General features: G+C 39.4%; 14 protein-coding genes. 10 read left to right on the forward strand and 4 right to left on the reverse strand.

The genetic code is table 11. The features are described from left to right. Positions 1–46 precede the first annotated feature (46 nt). Entirely contained in the window at positions 47–943 is an 897-nt protein-coding gene (locus FCL54_RS20445; RefSeq protein ID WP_138128941.1) for a DMT family transporter, read from the reverse strand. A gap of 676 nt (positions 944–1,619) precedes the next feature. Here FCL54_RS20445 and FCL54_RS20450 point away from each other — a divergent pair. The 6 genes from FCL54_RS20450 (at position 1,620) to FCL54_RS20475 (ending at position 8,684) form a co-directional block, all read left to right on the forward strand. Next, positions 1,620–4,460 carry a 2-oxoglutarate dehydrogenase E1 component gene (locus FCL54_RS20450; RefSeq protein WP_138128943.1) on the forward strand — a complete coding sequence of 947 codons (2,841 nt, stop codon included), beginning with the start codon at positions 1,620–1,622 and terminating at the stop codon, positions 4,458–4,460. 13 nt (positions 4,461–4,473) lie between these two features. Beyond that, on the forward strand, positions 4,474–5,733 hold the full coding sequence (odhB, locus tag FCL54_RS20455; RefSeq protein ID WP_138128945.1) for a 2-oxoglutarate dehydrogenase complex dihydrolipoyllysine-residue succinyltransferase: 1,260 nt from the start codon (positions 4,474–4,476) through the stop codon (positions 5,731–5,733). 291 nt (positions 5,734–6,024) lie between these two features. Next, a complete protein-coding gene (locus FCL54_RS20460) occupies positions 6,025–6,870 on the forward strand; it encodes a GNAT family N-acetyltransferase (protein WP_171016946.1) in 846 nt (281 codons plus the stop codon). 214 nt (positions 6,871–7,084) lie between these two features. Then, positions 7,085–7,288 carry a DUF6501 family protein gene (locus tag FCL54_RS20465; protein WP_138128949.1) on the forward strand — a complete coding sequence of 68 codons (204 nt, stop codon included), beginning with the start codon at positions 7,085–7,087 and terminating at the stop codon, positions 7,286–7,288. A gap of 193 nt (positions 7,289–7,481) precedes the next feature. Further along, positions 7,482–8,018, forward strand: a complete 537-nt coding sequence (locus tag FCL54_RS20470) for a GNAT family N-acetyltransferase (RefSeq protein WP_138128951.1) — start codon at positions 7,482–7,484, stop codon at positions 8,016–8,018. Between the two features lie 39 nt (positions 8,019–8,057). After that, complete coding sequence (locus FCL54_RS20475) at positions 8,058–8,684, forward strand: pyridoxamine 5'-phosphate oxidase family protein (protein WP_138128968.1); 627 nt, start codon at positions 8,058–8,060, stop codon at positions 8,682–8,684. Positions 8,685–8,868: 184 nt separating this feature from the next. On the opposite strand, the gene FCL54_RS20480 is transcribed toward FCL54_RS20475, so the two are convergent. Next, positions 8,869–9,216 (reverse strand): LSm family protein, encoded by a 348-nt coding sequence (locus FCL54_RS20480; RefSeq protein ID WP_138128952.1) that lies wholly within the window; start codon positions 9,214–9,216, stop codon positions 8,869–8,871. 191 nt (positions 9,217–9,407) lie between these two features. Here FCL54_RS20480 and FCL54_RS20485 point away from each other — a divergent pair, with 191 nt between their 5' ends. Genes FCL54_RS20485 through FCL54_RS20495 form a run of 3 tightly spaced genes read left to right on the forward strand, consistent with a single transcriptional unit; the run spans position 9,408 to position 10,494 of the window. After that, a complete protein-coding gene (locus FCL54_RS20485) occupies positions 9,408–9,638 on the forward strand; it encodes a spore coat associated protein CotJA (protein WP_138128954.1) in 231 nt (76 codons plus the stop codon). Continuing rightward, positions 9,635–9,898, forward strand: a complete 264-nt coding sequence (locus FCL54_RS20490; protein WP_138128956.1) for a spore coat protein CotJB — start codon at positions 9,635–9,637, stop codon at positions 9,896–9,898. The genes FCL54_RS20485 and FCL54_RS20490 overlap by 4 nt, the downstream gene beginning before the upstream one ends. A 26-nt stretch (positions 9,899–9,924) precedes the next feature. After that, entirely contained in the window at positions 9,925–10,494 is a 570-nt protein-coding gene (locus tag FCL54_RS20495) for a manganese catalase family protein (RefSeq protein ID WP_138128958.1), read from the forward strand. Positions 10,495–10,549: 55 nt separating this feature from the next. On the opposite strand, the gene FCL54_RS20500 is transcribed toward FCL54_RS20495, so the two are convergent. Further along, entirely contained in the window at positions 10,550–11,725 is a 1,176-nt protein-coding gene (locus FCL54_RS20500) for an FtsW/RodA/SpoVE family cell cycle protein (RefSeq protein WP_246055377.1), read from the reverse strand. Between the two features lie 144 nt (positions 11,726–11,869). Beyond that, positions 11,870–13,273 carry a peptide MFS transporter gene (locus FCL54_RS20505; protein WP_138128960.1) on the reverse strand — a complete coding sequence of 468 codons (1,404 nt, stop codon included), beginning with the start codon at positions 13,271–13,273 and terminating at the stop codon, positions 11,870–11,872. A gap of 386 nt (positions 13,274–13,659) precedes the next feature. On the opposite strand from FCL54_RS20505, the gene FCL54_RS20510 reads away from it, so the two are divergent. Beyond that, positions 13,660–15,276, forward strand: coding sequence for an ABC-F family ATP-binding cassette domain-containing protein (locus FCL54_RS20510; protein ID WP_138128962.1), 1,617 nt, complete (start codon positions 13,660–13,662; stop codon positions 15,274–15,276). The last annotated feature ends 140 nt before the right edge of the window (positions 15,277–15,416 follow it).

Genomic DNA, 15,416 nt, shown 5'->3' on the forward strand with positions numbered 1-15,416 from the left:
GGATTATAACATAGTGTGTTTCAGTATAGGTGTAAAACCCGCTATATTAATCCGTTTGAGGCCCTTTAGAAGATGCAGGGAATGACAATGATGAAAGAAATACACCTAACAACGTAATTGTACCACCGATAATCGTCAACCAAGCCGGTACTTCACCAAGCCATATCCAAGCAATTACAAATGCCAGGGTAGGAGTTAGGTAGAGAGAACTGGTTGCTTCAGATGCACCGAATCTGGAGGTAACATAAGCCAGAGCAAGATAAGGAATGATCGTCGGAAAGAACCCCAGGTACATAATGCTCAAAATAGAGTGGATATTTGCATTTGCTGCAGCAGAAAAAGTCCCCGGTAAAAAAACTAGGGAAAACAAGGTTGCAGCCCATATTGCATATGTAGTAAAAGCAACAACTCCATATTTTTTGATCAATGGAATCTGAAAAACAAAAAAGACACTTTCAGACAAAGAAGCAAGCAGTATGAACAACGCACCAATATTAAACGTAAAATTCCCATCTGTACCGATTGATATAATAGCTACTCCTATAAATCCTACTATTGAACCTATCCATCCCAATAAACCCATACGTTCAGAGAAGAATCCAGACGCTAAAATGGCTGTGAAAATAGGCGTTGTAGAAACGAGGAGACTGGCTTCCCCTGCACTAACAGATGTTTCCCCATAACTAACCCCGGCATGGTAGAACACAAATCCTAAAAGTCCAGATAAAAAGATTATGGGAAGATCCTTCCATTCAGGAAACTTTATACGGCGGATCTGTACAAATAGGAAGAGACCTAACGACGCAAACAGTAGTCTTAGAAACACAAGCTGTCCTGGAGAAAAGTCTTCGAGTCCAACTCGAATTCCCGCAAAAGCAGAAGCCCATAAGAGAATGATTATCAAGTTTGCAAGAAAATACCGAATATCTTTTTTATTGTTCAAGCTCATCCCACCCAAAATCTTTTTCGTAACCCTAAATTTATATTTCCATTTTAGTCGCACAATACGAACAGGTCTATCAATTTGCATGTATGAACAAAAATATCTTACTAAGGTAGAAAACTTTAACTTGAGAATTGAATAACAAGCATCCAGTTTGTTAAAAACTTAGTAATAGGCTTTTTAACATTTCTCAATTCCCTACCTTAAACCTTAGAATAACTTTTAATAAGACTAAAACTTTAACACTTTAAAAGCCGTGTGCAAAGTGGTAAAATTGTTTGCGTTGTTAAATGATGGGGGTCTCGTGAAAGTTCTCCTTATACAAACGAAAAAAGCTATATTATAGCCTTTTTTAATCCAGCAACAGAGTTTGACATGCTTCTTTGGTTTTTTGCATATTTTGATGAAAACCCTATAAATCGCCATTATTCTTTGTTAGAATAAAGTGAAAGTTTTGAGTGCGAGTTAATAGTGTGCTAAAATCTTGATGGAAGCGTTTTTAATGTCAAAAATGTAAGAGTTTTATGGTAAATTAAGAGGGTATTGTACTAGGGAGGTATGTTTAAAAACGGCAATTATTCACATCATGACTTTCAAAATTTCGTTTACCAGTTTAAAACATTAATAAAGCAAAATAACCTATCGCTTTATTAAACGCACTTGGGGGTATATTTTCATGACAAATCGTTCAAATAAAAGTAAGCCTTGGCAAGGGTTTCACGGCCCAAATCTTGGTTATGCGATTGAATTATATGAACAGTATAAAAATGATCCTGATTCTGTAGATGCAGAAATGAAGGAATTGTTTGAACAGTGGGGCCCTCCTGCAACAGAAGATAACACAACTGTGAGCAGTACTGCCAATGTTCAAACGACGGGAAATACGACAGACCTGAGTAAAGTAATCGCTGCAGTGAAATTTGCTGATAACATCCGTACATACGGGCATCTTGCTGCAGAGATCAATCCTATTGAAGATATTCCTAAAAATGCCAGCTTTTTAAATCCAGAAGAGTACAATCTTACAAAAGAGGATCTAAAAGCAATTCCGGCTAATATTATATGGTCAGAAGCTCCTGCCGGTGTCGAAAATGGTTGGGATGCTATCAATCGTTTAAAAGAAATATATACAAAATCTTTAGCTTATGAGTTTAGTCACGTTCATGATGCAGATGAAAGAAAGTGGTTGGATCAGATGGTTGAGTCTGGTTCCGTGTACCGTGATCTTACAAAAGAAGAACGCGTATCCCTTCTTAAACGCCTTATTGAAGTAGAAGGTTTTGAGAACTTTTTGCATCGTACATTTGTAGGGCAAAAACGTTTCTCAATTGAAGGTGTCGATGCAATGGTACCTATGCTCGATGACATCATTCGCTCTGGAGTATACGGTGGCGCTCGAAACGTGATGATCGGAATGGCACACAGGGGCCGCTTAAGTGTGCTTGCCCACACGTTAAGAAAACCTTACAGTGTTATCTTTTCTGAGTTCCATCACTCTCCAAACAAAGAGTTGGTACCGTCTGAAGGTTCAATGGGCATTAACTATGGTTGGACTGGAGATGTAAAATATCATCTTGGAGCGGATGTTCCTTTTGAATTATCGGAATCTGAAACAGTAAGTGCACGCCTTACATTGGCAAACAATCCGAGTCACCTTGAGTTTGTTGATCCGGTTGTAGAAGGATATGCACGTGCCGCACAAGAAGAACGTGATTCAGCAGGTTATCCTGAACAGGATGTATCCAGGGCATTTGGTATATTGATTCACGGTGATGCTGCGTTTCCTGGAGAGGGAATTGTTGCTGAAACATTAAACCTGAGCCAACTCAGAGGTTATCATACAGGTGGAACAGTCCATATTATTGCGAATAACTTGATCGGATTCACAACGAACAGCTCTGATTCCAGGTCGACAAAGTATGCCAGTGACCTTGCAAAAGGATATGAGATACCAATCGTCCATGTAAATGCTGACGATCCAGAAGCATGTCTTGCTGCAATTCATTTAGCATACCAATATCGTACGAAGTATAAAAAAGACTTCTTGATCGACCTGATCGGTTACCGCCGATTCGGCCACAACGAAATGGATGATCCTGCTGCAACTCAACCGCATCTATACAAAAAGATTAACAGCCATGCTACTGTTAAATCGATCTATGCAGAAAAGCTTTTATCAGAAGGATTAATTACTTCTGAAGAGTTGAATAATTTGGAAGACGGAGTTCAACAAAGCTTGAAAGAGGAGTACGACAGGGTAGCTAAGAATGACAAGGACGACGTAAAAGAGCTTGATCCGCCGCCAAGCATTCTTAATGGAATGCCTGACATCGATACAACCGTTGATGTTGACACATTACGTGATATCAATGAGAATCTTTTAAAGTGGCCTGAAGGATTTAATGTCTATCCTAAGCTTGAACGTATTCTTAAGCGACGCGGTAAAGCGTTAGGAGAAGGAAAAGTGGATTGGGCACATGCAGAATCTCTGGCATATGCTACGATTCTGAGCGAAGGTATTCCGATTCGCTTAACAGGACAGGATTCAGAACGAGGAACTTTTGCACAGCGACATGTTGTACTTCATGATCCAGAGACAGATGAAACTTTTTCTCCTATGCATACGTTGCCTGAAGCAAAAGCATCTTTCGCAATTCATAATAGCCCTCTTTCTGAGGCTTCTGTACTAGGATTTGAATATGGTTACAATGTTTTTGCACCTGAAACACTTGTTTTATGGGAAGCACAATTTGGGGACTTTGCAAATACAGCTCAGGTAATCTTTGACCAATTTATTTCAGCTGGACGTGCTAAGTGGGGACAAAAATCAGGTCTTGTAATGCTGCTTCCTCACGGCTATGAAGGCCAGGGACCCGAGCATTCCAGCGCACGTCTTGAGCGTTTCTTAACGATGGCTGCAGAAAACAACTGGGTTGTAGGCAACTTAACGAGCTCAGCACAATATTTCCATATTTTACGTCGCCAGGCAAAGATGCTACAACGTGATGAGGTCCGTCCTCTCGTGTTAATGACGCCAAAAAGCTTACTGCGTAATCCGAAGGTTGCTTCTACAGAAAGCCAGTTGAGCGAAGGGAAGTTCCATCCGATTCTTGAACAGCCAGGTTTAGGGGAAGACACCGACAAGGTAGAACGCGTCATCCTTTCTTCCGGTAAGATGGCAATTGATCTAGCAACTGAAGTTGAATCGAATACAAAGGAAAATGATTGGCTGCACATCTTGCGTGTAGAACAATTGTATCCGTTCCCTAAGAATGAAATTAAAGACGTATTAAACCGATACCAGAATTTAAAAGAGATTGTCTGGGTTCAGGAAGAGCCAAAGAACATGGGAGCATGGAATTACGCCGAGTCCAGAATTCGTGAGCTTGCTCCTGAGAATGTGAAGGTTTCCTATACTGGAAGGGTAGAACGTTCAAGTACTGCTGGAGGCGAACCAGACGTTCATAAAAAAGAACAAGAAAGAATCGTTAGAGAAGCGGTAACACGAAATAATTAGGGAGGTAATGGTCGTGATTGAAATCAAAGTACCTGAATTAGCAGAATCAATTACAGAAGGAACAATTTCTCAATGGTTAATCAATGTTGGTGATAAAGTCAGTAAAGGCGATTATCTTGTTGAGCTTGAAACTGACAAAGTTAACGTCGAAGTAAGTGCTGAGTATGACGGCGTTATCAAAGAACTTTTGAAAGAACCTGGTGATAACGTAGAGGTCGGAGAAGTTATCGCGATTCTTGGTGAAGGCGGAGAAGCTGCAGCTGAAGCACCTAAACAAGAATCAAAAGAAGCACCTAAAGCACCTGAAAAACAGGAAGCTACACCTGCACCAGCTGCAAAAACGGAAGAAAAAGAAGAAGAGTCTTCCACTGATCGCCCGATTGCGTCCCCGGCAGCAAGAAAGCTTGCAAGAGAGATGGGGATCGATCTAAACAAAGTCCAAACCCGTGATCCGCTTGGCCGTGTTAGACCAGAAGACGTTAAAGCACATGCTGAAGATGCATCTAAACCACAACAGCAGGCGGCACCGCAAAAGCAAGAGCAAAAGACAGCAAGCGAAGATAGCACTGATAAGCCGGTACAACGCGTCCGTATGTCTCGCCGCCGCCAGACAATCGCAAAGCGCCTTGTAGAAGCACAACAAACAGCTGCAATGCTGACTACATTTAATGAAGTTGACATGACAGCGATCATGGATCTTCGTAAGCGCCGTAAAGACCGTTTCTTCGAACAGCATGATGTAAAACTTGGCTTCATGTCGTTCTTTACAAAAGCAGTGGTAGGAGCACTTAAAAAGTTCCCATTGTTGAATGCAGAAATTCAGGGCGATGAAATCGTAATGAAAAAGTTCTATGACATCGGAATTGCTGTAGGGGCGAAAGAAGGGCTAGTGGTTCCGGTTGTCAGAGATGCGAATAAACTTTCTTTCGCTGAGATTGAAAGTGAAATTTCCTCCCTTGCAGTGAAAGCAAGAGATAACAAACTAAGCATTTCTGAGCTACAGGGCGGTTCATTCACAATTACAAACGGAGGAATCTTCGGATCATTGCTTTCTACTCCGATCTTGAATGCGCCTCAGGTTGGTATCCTTGGAATGCACAAGATCCAAATGCGCCCAATGGCTATTGACAATGAAAGAATGGAAAACCGTCCAATGATGTATATCGCGCTTTCTTATGACCACCGTATTGTTGACGGAAGTGAAGCAGTAAGCTTCCTTGCAACAATCAAAGATTTACTGGAAGATCCAGAACAACTTCTTCTTGAAGGTTAATAAGGAAAACAAGGAATACAAATACCACAGCCTGATTGGCTGTGGTATTTTTCGTTAAAGAAAATAATTTTGGATGGTGATACCATGCCTCAAAACTCAAATCGTGTCGAAAAATCGATATATCGCTATTTTCGAAGATATTTTTTAGAATTCGTAGATATATTTGTGTTTTCGAAGATATAATCAAAAATTCGGAGATATATCTTCAAAAGCGAAGAAAGGAATATAGGAAGGATTGCAAGAATATTTAGTTATGTAACATTCGAGTTTGTGAAGAAAGAAGTGAAGATGATGAAGTTAAAAACATACTCAAGTCCAGGGGCATTTCTGGATAAAGTGCAACGTTTTTTGGAGGAAAAGGAAGCTTTGAACAACCTTCCGCTTGGGATTATTGAATCTCTTGTCAAAAAAGAGAAAAGTGGCGAAGATTTTGGGAACCCATTTTTAGCAGCTATAGAACAAAACAGTGAGGTAATATTTGTTGTGGTCAGAACACCTCCTCATAATGCTGTTGTTTATGGCGATCCTTCTGCAATCTTTTATCTGGTCCAGAGTCTACGTCAGGAAAATATTCTGTTACCGGGAGTGCTCGGGCCAAAAGAAACAGCAGAATCCTTTGCATCGCGGTGGTGTGAGTTGACCGGCCAAACAAGAAAAATCTCAATGGATCAGCGGATTTATAAGCTTACGAATATTATAGAAGGAAAGAAGCCGAACGGAAATTTAAGAGAAGCAACTCAGGAAGACTTCGATCTTATCGCAAAATGGATTTATCAGTTTGCCGAAGAAGCTACCGAGGGATTGACCGAAGAAGAATGCAAAGAAAGGGCGAAAAGAGCGATTGATGAAAAATCAATTTATGTCTGGGTGAGCGAAGGGAAGGTAGTTTCCATGGCTAATAAGGCAAGGCCAACCAGAAACGGAGCAACGGTCAACCTGGTTTATACACCAGAAGCACTCCGGAATAAGGGCTATGCATCGGCATGTGTGACAGGGTTAAGCCAACATTTATTTGATCAGGGCTACAAATTTTGTACCCTTTATACCGATCTAACTAATCCGACTTCCAATAGCATCTATATGAAAATAGGCTACAGGCCGGTAGGAGATTCAATTGTTTACGAGTTTACTTCTTAAAGTGGAAAAGGGAAGGAAATTGGCAGGATCAACAATACTATTTCGCATGTTGAGGATCTACCTTTGATGTATTTTATTAGACAACAATGATCGGCTATGTTCAAACCTTTCAGGCAAAAGATTTTCGTATAGAAAGAAGTCGTGCCCTCGCTTTTAAATCCACTTAAAATAAGCTAAAATAAGGATAGACATAAATTGAAGGAGAGTGTACCGGATGATCCATAATTCCTGGGAAGACAGCCCTACGATAAAAAAAGTGAAATGCGTACATACTGATGCAAAGAAATATATGGTTGACCGGGTTCTGACAGCCGGGAAGATTTACGATGTTAAAAACGAAACAGAAGAATTTATTTTTGTAATCGATAATACCGGCAAGATCGGCGGCTTTTACAAAGAATACTTTGAAGAAGCTTAAATCAATGAATCAGGGGATGGGTCCATATAAAGTGTCCCTCCCCCTCAAACAAAAACCAGAAAATCCTGTATAAAAGGGTTTCTGGTTTTTTTACTTAAACGGTAGAATTGAGTCTATTTCTAACCTGGAAGAAGGAAACGAAGTGTTAAATGTGGAACTTTGAAGAAGCTTCAAATTGTTAGGAGGAACCCCTTTGTCGAAATCAAGACTAAAAAACACACCATATACAATAGAAATCGGGACAGAAAAGGACATGGAAGCAATTCTAACATTACTTGTACAGGCAGCCGATTGGCTGCAATCCAAAAATACTGATCAGTGGTCTTATTATCTTTCTGACCTCGATGGTAATAAAGCAGAAGTACAGGAGTCGATCGAGAAGAAGGAGACATACATTGTAAAGGAAGGGTCCAGGGTCATTGCCACTATCACACTGCAAAGAACTCCGAATGACTGGGATATGGAGATCTGGGACGAGGAAGCTAATGACGAAAAGGCAATTTACGTCCATCGCATCGTTACAGACCGTGCCTTTGCTAAACAAAATTTGGGAGACCGTCTGCTGGACTTCGCTGAGGACTATGCGAGGGATAATTCCTTTTCTTTGATTCGTTTCGACTGCCTTGCAAGCAATAATGGATTGAACAGTTATTATCAAAAACGGTATAACAGGAAAGAAGTTGCCAATATATACGGGGCTCACAGTAAGTATGAGAAAGAAGTATTTTAAAAAATTATAGACAGTTGGTGAAGGAGAATGGACAAGACCATGGCATTTAAGAATCTGATTTCTTCTGAAGAAGAACTTCGGGATATCATCGGAAACCCGGGGGAGTTGGCAGCAAACAAAGTAATCTCTTATTTAGACAAAAATTGTAATGACTTTATCTCAAAGTCTCCCTTTTTGGTGCTTTCAACATCAAATACCGCTGGTGCATGTGATGCATCTCCCCGGGGTGATTCACCAGGATTCGTATTAACAGTTGATGAAAAGCATCTCGTTATTCCTGAGAGGCCAGGAAACAGAAGAATCGATTCGATTAAAAATATTCTGGAGAATCCCCATGTAGGTTTGATTTTTGTTATTCCAGGACTTGAAGAAACGCTTCGAATCAATGGAAAAGCCTCAATCACGCGTGATCCGGAACTATTATCCAGGATGGAAGTGAAAGGCCGTTCTCCATTGGTGGCCATTGGTATAGAGGTAGAAGAGGCATTTATTCATTGCGCGAAAGCATTTAAACGGTCAGGTCTTTGGAATCACCAATCCTGGTTAGAAAAAGAAAAACTGCCTCATATAGCAAAAGTACTGGCAGAACACGCAAGCCTTCCTGACTACTCTACTGAAAAAGTGTCAGAAGGACTAAAAGAAAGCTATACGGAGCGCCTTTACTAAACCATATGGTTCTGTTAACAAGCGTTGTTGATTTTTTATTCAGCTTTGCACTTTCAAATATCGCTTCATTGTCCCATGTTCTAACATATTAAAAAATCCGGAAAAACAGCATTATGCATTAATTTATGCATTAACATAGCAAAAAATAAAAAGGAGCACTGCGTATGCAATGCTCCTTCTTCTTTTACCACCAAAAAGGAAAGCCGAATCTTCGTATTCCCCAGAACGGAAAACCGAACAGGCCAAAGCCGGGATATCCAAAAAATGGGCCACCAAAGAACGGAAAAAAAGGGAATAATCTTTGATCGTTAGGTGATAAATCCTGGCTTCTTTCCATCGGCATAGCCAGAAATAAGTTATTCTGGTCGTAACTGTGCATCATACCACAATAAATTCTGCCATCAGTTGTTTCAACTTGAATAAATTGGTTCCTATATTTTTCACATTGGGCATATATGGGACTAACTTGTTGCTTATTTCTTTCCTCTATAAAGTCGCCATTGGGATCAACAGTTGAATAGTAGCCTTCCAAAAAATCACCTCTTATAGGTATATTCGCCTTATCTTATTCAGAAATTGTTCTTTTGGAGCGTGTTTCATCAATAGAAATCTTATCAAAATATGGATCTGTACCAGAACTTTTTAAACGACTTTTTTAAAAGGTGTTTACTATCCTTCTTTAGAGGAAACAGGTTGGTATGACTAAAAAAGGAGGTTGTGTGGATGTCTGGAAGTAAGTCTTATAAACCTTATGTTAGTCCGAATGATCCATGTGATCCGATTAAAGAAAAGTCCTACCAAACCCCGCCACATTTATACATGGGGCTTCAGAAGAAAGACCTTGAACAGTATTCTCCGGAAGAAGCTTTGAAAAAAGGAACACTTTGGCCAGCTTTATTTGACTCCTATAAAGGATTCCCCAGGAAAACAGATGGAAAGGAGAGCAACCGATGAATAAAGAACTCTCCAGTGATTTTCGCGAAAACTTAAAAAAACTCCAGGCGATTGATTTTGCAATGATGGAATTGACACTTTATCTTGATACTCACCCTGACGATTCTAAAGCAATTGAACAATACAACGAATACTCGGAAAAAAGAAAAGATCTAAAGCAGAAGGTTGAAGAAGAATATGGCCCGCTAATGTTAAAAGAAAAGAATAATAAAGAGAACCAATGGGAATGGAGCCAGGGACCATGGCCATGGCAGGTTTAGAATAATTAACTATAGGAGGTCAAATAATGTGGACTTATGAAAAAAAGTTGCAATATCCTGTGAAAGTAAGCGAGTGCAATCCTAAACTTGCAAAATACTTAATCGAACAATATGGCGGTGCAGATGGTGAATTAGCGGCAGCATTGAGATATTTAAACCAGAGATATACGATTCCTGATAAAGTAGTCGGCTTGCTAACAGACATCGGTACAGAAGAATTTGCCCATTTAGAGATGATTGCTGCCATGGTGTACAAGCTAACAAAAGATGCTACCCCTGATCAAATCAAAGAAGCTGGTTTAGAAGGGCATTATACCAACCATGGTGTTTCACTGTTCTACCATAATACAGCTGGAAAACCTTTTGAAGTTCAACACATTCAATCAAAAGGAGATCCGATCGCTGATCTATATGAAGACATAGCTGCAGAAGAAAAAGCGCGTGCAACCTACCAGTGGATCATTGATCTTTCTGATGATCCAGACTTGAATGACAGTCTGGCATTTCTACGGGAAAGAGAAATAGTCCATTCGCAACGCTTCCGAGAAGCAGTAGAATTGTTAAAAGATGAACGGGACCGCCAGAAAATATTTTAAAATAAATGTTTTTTCTATTAATAAAGGAAGCACCGGCCAAAGCGGTGCTTCCTTTTTAATCATTTGCGGAGAACATATATTTTCTAGTACGGAACTTAACGTTAAATACCAATCCCATGGCAAACATGCTGCCTAGAAGCGAACTTCCTCCATAACTGATGAAAGGAAGGGGGATACCGGTGATCGGCACTAACCCGATAGCCATTCCAACGTTTTGGAAAACATGGAATGTAATCATAGCAATGACACCTGCACAAATAAAACTTCCAAAAGGGTCATCGATTTCAAGGGCTATCCGAATAATTCTATATATCAATAAAAAGAAGAGAGTTAAGACAATACTAATTCCCAGGAACCCAAACTCTTCACCTATGTTCCCGATAATAAAATCCGTGTGGTTCTCCGGTAAGTAAACACTGCCGTCCTGGTATCCTTTACCGTAAATTTTTCCTGATCCAATTGCCAGCAAGGCTTTATTTAGCTGATATGCTTCTGGCCCTTCATAATTTTCAGGATCCAGCCAGCTATATATTCTTCCAAGCTGATATTCTTTAACACCAAGCGTGCCTTCCACAAATTCTGGTATCTTGATGATCATCAGAATAAGGCCAAATCCAATAAGAGCGACACTTGAATAGAGCAAAACTAGCAAGCGCCATGCTACGCCTGACATCAATAACATGAAGGCAAAAATAGCAAGCATTACTAGAGAGGTTCCAAGATCTGGCTGCATCATAACAAGCATGATAGGAACCATTGTAAAACCAAGCATTTTTAATATTAAAAGCAAATCCGATTTTATCGTTTTATCAAAAATCTTGCTGTTGTGACTGACAATAACGTTACTTAACACCAGTATTAAACAGACTTTTACGATTTCAGAAGGTTGTAGCGATCCGGCTCCTGGAACAACGAACCAGCTTTTTGCACCATTGATTGTCGGAGCAAAGCGTTCCGGTGTAAAAATCAACAAAACCAGCAAAAAGTTTCCGAATCCATAGAAATACCATGAAAGTTTTCTCAGTTGTTCCAGGTCAAAAATCATTGTAGCTACTAAAACTACCGTACCTACAAAGTACCACATGATCTGCTTAAGTAAAAAGTTATCTTCGTATTGTCCATTTGTTTGTGCGCTAAATATAGAAATACAACTTACACAAAACATTAAAAAGAGCAAAAATGCCAAATTATAATCTATTTTATCCGAAATTTTATCAGTAGAATCGGTCAATGCCTTTCACCTCGATACAAAACATATTGCAACCATTTAAACATTTTATCACAATAAAAATGGTAAGTGTATGAAATTATCCGAAACATTACAAAAGAGGCTTTCGTATTATCACGAAAGCCTCTTAAATATTTTTTCATATACTTATCCTGCTAGTTCATCAAGATGCATTAACTTCTGGAGTTTCTTAGAAATAGTTAATAGGATCAAACCAAGGAAAATTGCTGCTCCTCCCAGGTAGATGAAGATTTCAAGGTACCCGAATGTTGTTGTTAATGATGCCACGTAACCTGCAACATAGTTTGCAGCCGCATTACTCAGGAACCAGGCACCCATCAGTAAGGAAGCAATCTTGACTGGGGCCATTTTACTCACTAATGACAAACCAATCGGATATAATGAAAGTTCTCCCAGTGTATGGAGCAAGTATGTCACGACCATGAACAGCATGCTTGCCTTCATTGTAATGTTCTGTTCATCGCTTCCGGTCATCATTACTGCTGGTATTAACACCATGAAACCAAGGCCCAATAAAATTAACCCAAAGGCCATTTTTGTAGGGATGGCAAAATCTCCTCGTTTCGTTCTTGCCAGTTTAATCCAAAGCGCGGATACAACTGGAGCCAGCAATAAAATAAACAGAGGATTTAATGATTGGAAAAATGAAACAGGGATTTCATATCCAAAAACCGTTCGGTCAATAAAGTCTCGTGTATATAAAGTAAACGAAGCTCCTGCTTGTTCAAATCCTGCCCAAAATATAACAACAAACACAGCTAAAATTAATATTACTGATGTACGGTCTTTTTCTTGCTTAGTTAAAGGCTTTTTCTCATTTTTATCATCCACGATAGCTTTTACACTCGATGGAGTAGTACCGATATCACCAAGGTATTTTTTAGCTAATGAATTAAAAGTTATTTGTCCGATAATCATACCGATAGAAGAAGCAAGGAAAGCATATTTAAATCCAAATACCTCTACTCCTCCAGTTGTGGAATGGAAAAGGTTAGCATAAAGGAAACCTGCTATCAAAGGAGAAAAAAGGGCTCCAAGGTTAATACCCATATAGAAAATGGTAAAAGCAGAGTCTTTTCTTGGGTCATTTTTCTCATAAAGTTCTCCAACAAGAGTAGAAATATTAGGTTTAAAGAAACCATTACCAATTATTAAAAACAGCAAGCCGAGATAAAGGCCCCATTGTGCCTGGACAGCGAAAAGGGTAAAATCTCCGGCAGCCATCGTAATTCCGCCGATTGTTATTGCAGTCCGTAGCCCCATCAACCTGTCTGTAAGATATCCACCGATCAAAGGTGTAAAATAAACAAGCCCTGTGTAAAGACCATATAACATCAGTGCTTGTGACTTTTCCATTCCAAGTCCTCCGCTGATCAACTCAGCCGTTAAGTAGAGTACAAGAATGGATCTCATGCCATAATAGCTGTACCGTTCCCACATTTCGGTTATAAATAATAAATAAAGTCCTCGAGGATGTTTTCTTTTTCCGCTTTGAAGCTCGGACATATCCCCGGTGTTTACTGTATCCATTTAATCCCTCCGATTGATGTTTTTTCTAAGATAGATATATTGCAAAGCCCCAAACACACAAGCCATTATAATTCACAAAAAATTAGAAAACAATGCAATTCGCAGAAGTACTAAAATTAATATAATTAAACCAATTTTTTAAGTTCAGATTAATTAAAAGGTCCTTATATTTTTAACAATTTTGTTTCAAAAAGGTCCTGGGATTTTGTTTTATGCCAGACACATTGCAAATTTTGTTTTTCTTTTAGAAAAAGGTTTTATTTTAAGCAAGACCACCAGGAAAATTTTTTCAGGCAAAGGAATGATTTTTCCTTATTCAAAAACGTTTCTTTTCTTTTCAAAAATGCTATAATTGATAAGAATGTCTAGGATTTGGAGGAATTTAATTGTTAACAGTAACGAATGTAGGTTTACGTTATGGAGACCGTAAGTTATTTGAAGATGTTAATATAAAGTTTACCCCTGGCAACTGCTATGGATTAATTGGGGCAAACGGAGCCGGAAAATCAACATTTCTTAAAATTTTATCAGGGGAAATCGAACCTCAACAGGGTGACGTGCACCTTGATCCAAACGAAAGGCTCGCAGTATTGAAGCAAGACCATTTTGAATATGAAGAGTTTGAAGTTCTTCATACAGTAATTATGGGGCATGCCCGTTTGTACGAAGTTATGCAAGAGAAAGACGCAATCTATATGAAAGCAGACTTCTCAGAAGAAGATGGCATGAAGGCTGCTGAATTGGAAGGCGAATTCGCCGAGTTAAACGGATGGGAAGCTGAATCAGAAGCGGCTGTCCTTTTGAAAGGACTTGGAATCCCTGAAGAGCTTCACACAAAAAAGATGGGCGACCTTACTGGTTCAGAGAAAGTAAAAGTGCTTTTAGCGCAGGCTCTATTTGGAAAACCGGATATCCTTTTGCTGGATGAGCCGACCAACCATCTGGACATTAAAGCGATCCAATGGTTGGAAGAGTTCTTGATCAACTTTGAAAATACTGTTATCGTCGTATCCCACGATCGTCACTTTTTAAATAAAATTTGTACACATATCGCTGATCTTGATTTTGGGAAAATCCAAATTTATGTTGGCAACTATGACTTTTGGTACGAATCAAGCCAGCTCGCATTGAAAATGTCTCAGGAAGCAAACAAGAAGAAGGAAGAGAAGGTCAAAGAGCTTCAGGCCTTTATTGCACGCTTTAGCGCAAATGCATCGAAATCGAAGCAGGCTACTTCCCGAAAGAAACTTCTTGATAAAATTTCTCTGGACGATATTAAGCCGTCATCACGTAAATATCCATATGTAGCATTTTCTCCTGAACGGGAAATCGGAAACGACTTGTTAAGAGTGGAAGGGCTGACAAAGACGATAGATGGGGTAAAAGTTCTTGATAACGTTAGTTTCATCTTAAATAAAGATGACAAAGTAGCATTAGTTGGAAAAGACGAAGTAGCAAAGACAACATTATTTAAAATTTTGATGGGCGAGTTGGAAGCGGACAGCGGTTCATTCAAATGGGGCGTAACAACTTCCCAGGCTTATTTCCCGAAAGACAACACTGATTATTTTGAAAACTGTGACCTAACTCTTGTAGACTGGCTTCGCCAATATTCTCCGGAAGACCAGAGCGAGAGCTTCCTTCGCGGTTTTTTAGGAAGAATGTTGTTCTCCGGTGAAGAAGCATTGAAAAAAGCGAGCGTTCTTTCCGGTGGAGAAAAGGTACGCTGTATGCTTTCTAAAATGATGCTTAGCGGTGCTAACGTTCTTTTGTTAGACGAACCGACAAATCATTTAGATCTTGAATCAATCCAATCTTTAAACAACGGTTTGATCAATTTTAAAGGGTCTATGATCTTTACGTCACATGACCACCAATTTGTCCAGACGATCGCAAACCGTATTATTGAAATTACGCCAAACGGCATAATCGATAAAGAAACAACATACGATGAGTATATTGCAAATGAGGAATTACAGAAAAAAGCTGCAGGGATGTATTAGGCCACACCAAACTGCGGATAACTCCACAATGAAATATGGAAATACCTAAAGAGGCTGGGACAAAAGTATTTTAGCCAAAGGAAAATCCGAACTTTGATTCAAAATTCTTTAATCAGAATTTAAATCAGTTCGGATTTTTC

The sequence above is a fragment of the Exobacillus caeni genome (genome assembly GCF_005747095.1).
GTDB lineage: Bacteria > Bacillota > Bacilli > Bacillales > Guptibacillaceae > Exobacillus > Exobacillus caeni.

Coding starts and splice junctions, on each gene's coding strand:
- FCL54_RS20495 (WP_138128958.1), top strand. CDS start 9,925: ATGTGGACTTATGAAAAAAAGTTGCAATATCCTGTGAAAGTAAGCGAG.
- FCL54_RS20460 (WP_171016946.1), top strand. CDS start 6,025: ATGAAGTTAAAAACATACTCAAGTCCAGGGGCATTTCTGGATAAAGTG.
- FCL54_RS20485 (WP_138128954.1), top strand. CDS start 9,408: ATGTCTGGAAGTAAGTCTTATAAACCTTATGTTAGTCCGAATGATCCA.
- FCL54_RS20505 (WP_138128960.1), bottom strand. CDS start 13,273: ATGGATACAGTAAACACCGGGGATATGTCCGAGCTTCAAAGCGGAAAA.
- FCL54_RS20450 (WP_138128943.1), top strand. CDS start 1,620: ATGACAAATCGTTCAAATAAAAGTAAGCCTTGGCAAGGGTTTCACGGC.
- FCL54_RS20490 (WP_138128956.1), top strand. CDS start 9,635: ATGAATAAAGAACTCTCCAGTGATTTTCGCGAAAACTTAAAAAAACTC.
- FCL54_RS20475 (WP_138128968.1), top strand. CDS start 8,058: ATGGCATTTAAGAATCTGATTTCTTCTGAAGAAGAACTTCGGGATATC.
- FCL54_RS20465 (WP_138128949.1), top strand. CDS start 7,085: ATGATCCATAATTCCTGGGAAGACAGCCCTACGATAAAAAAAGTGAAA.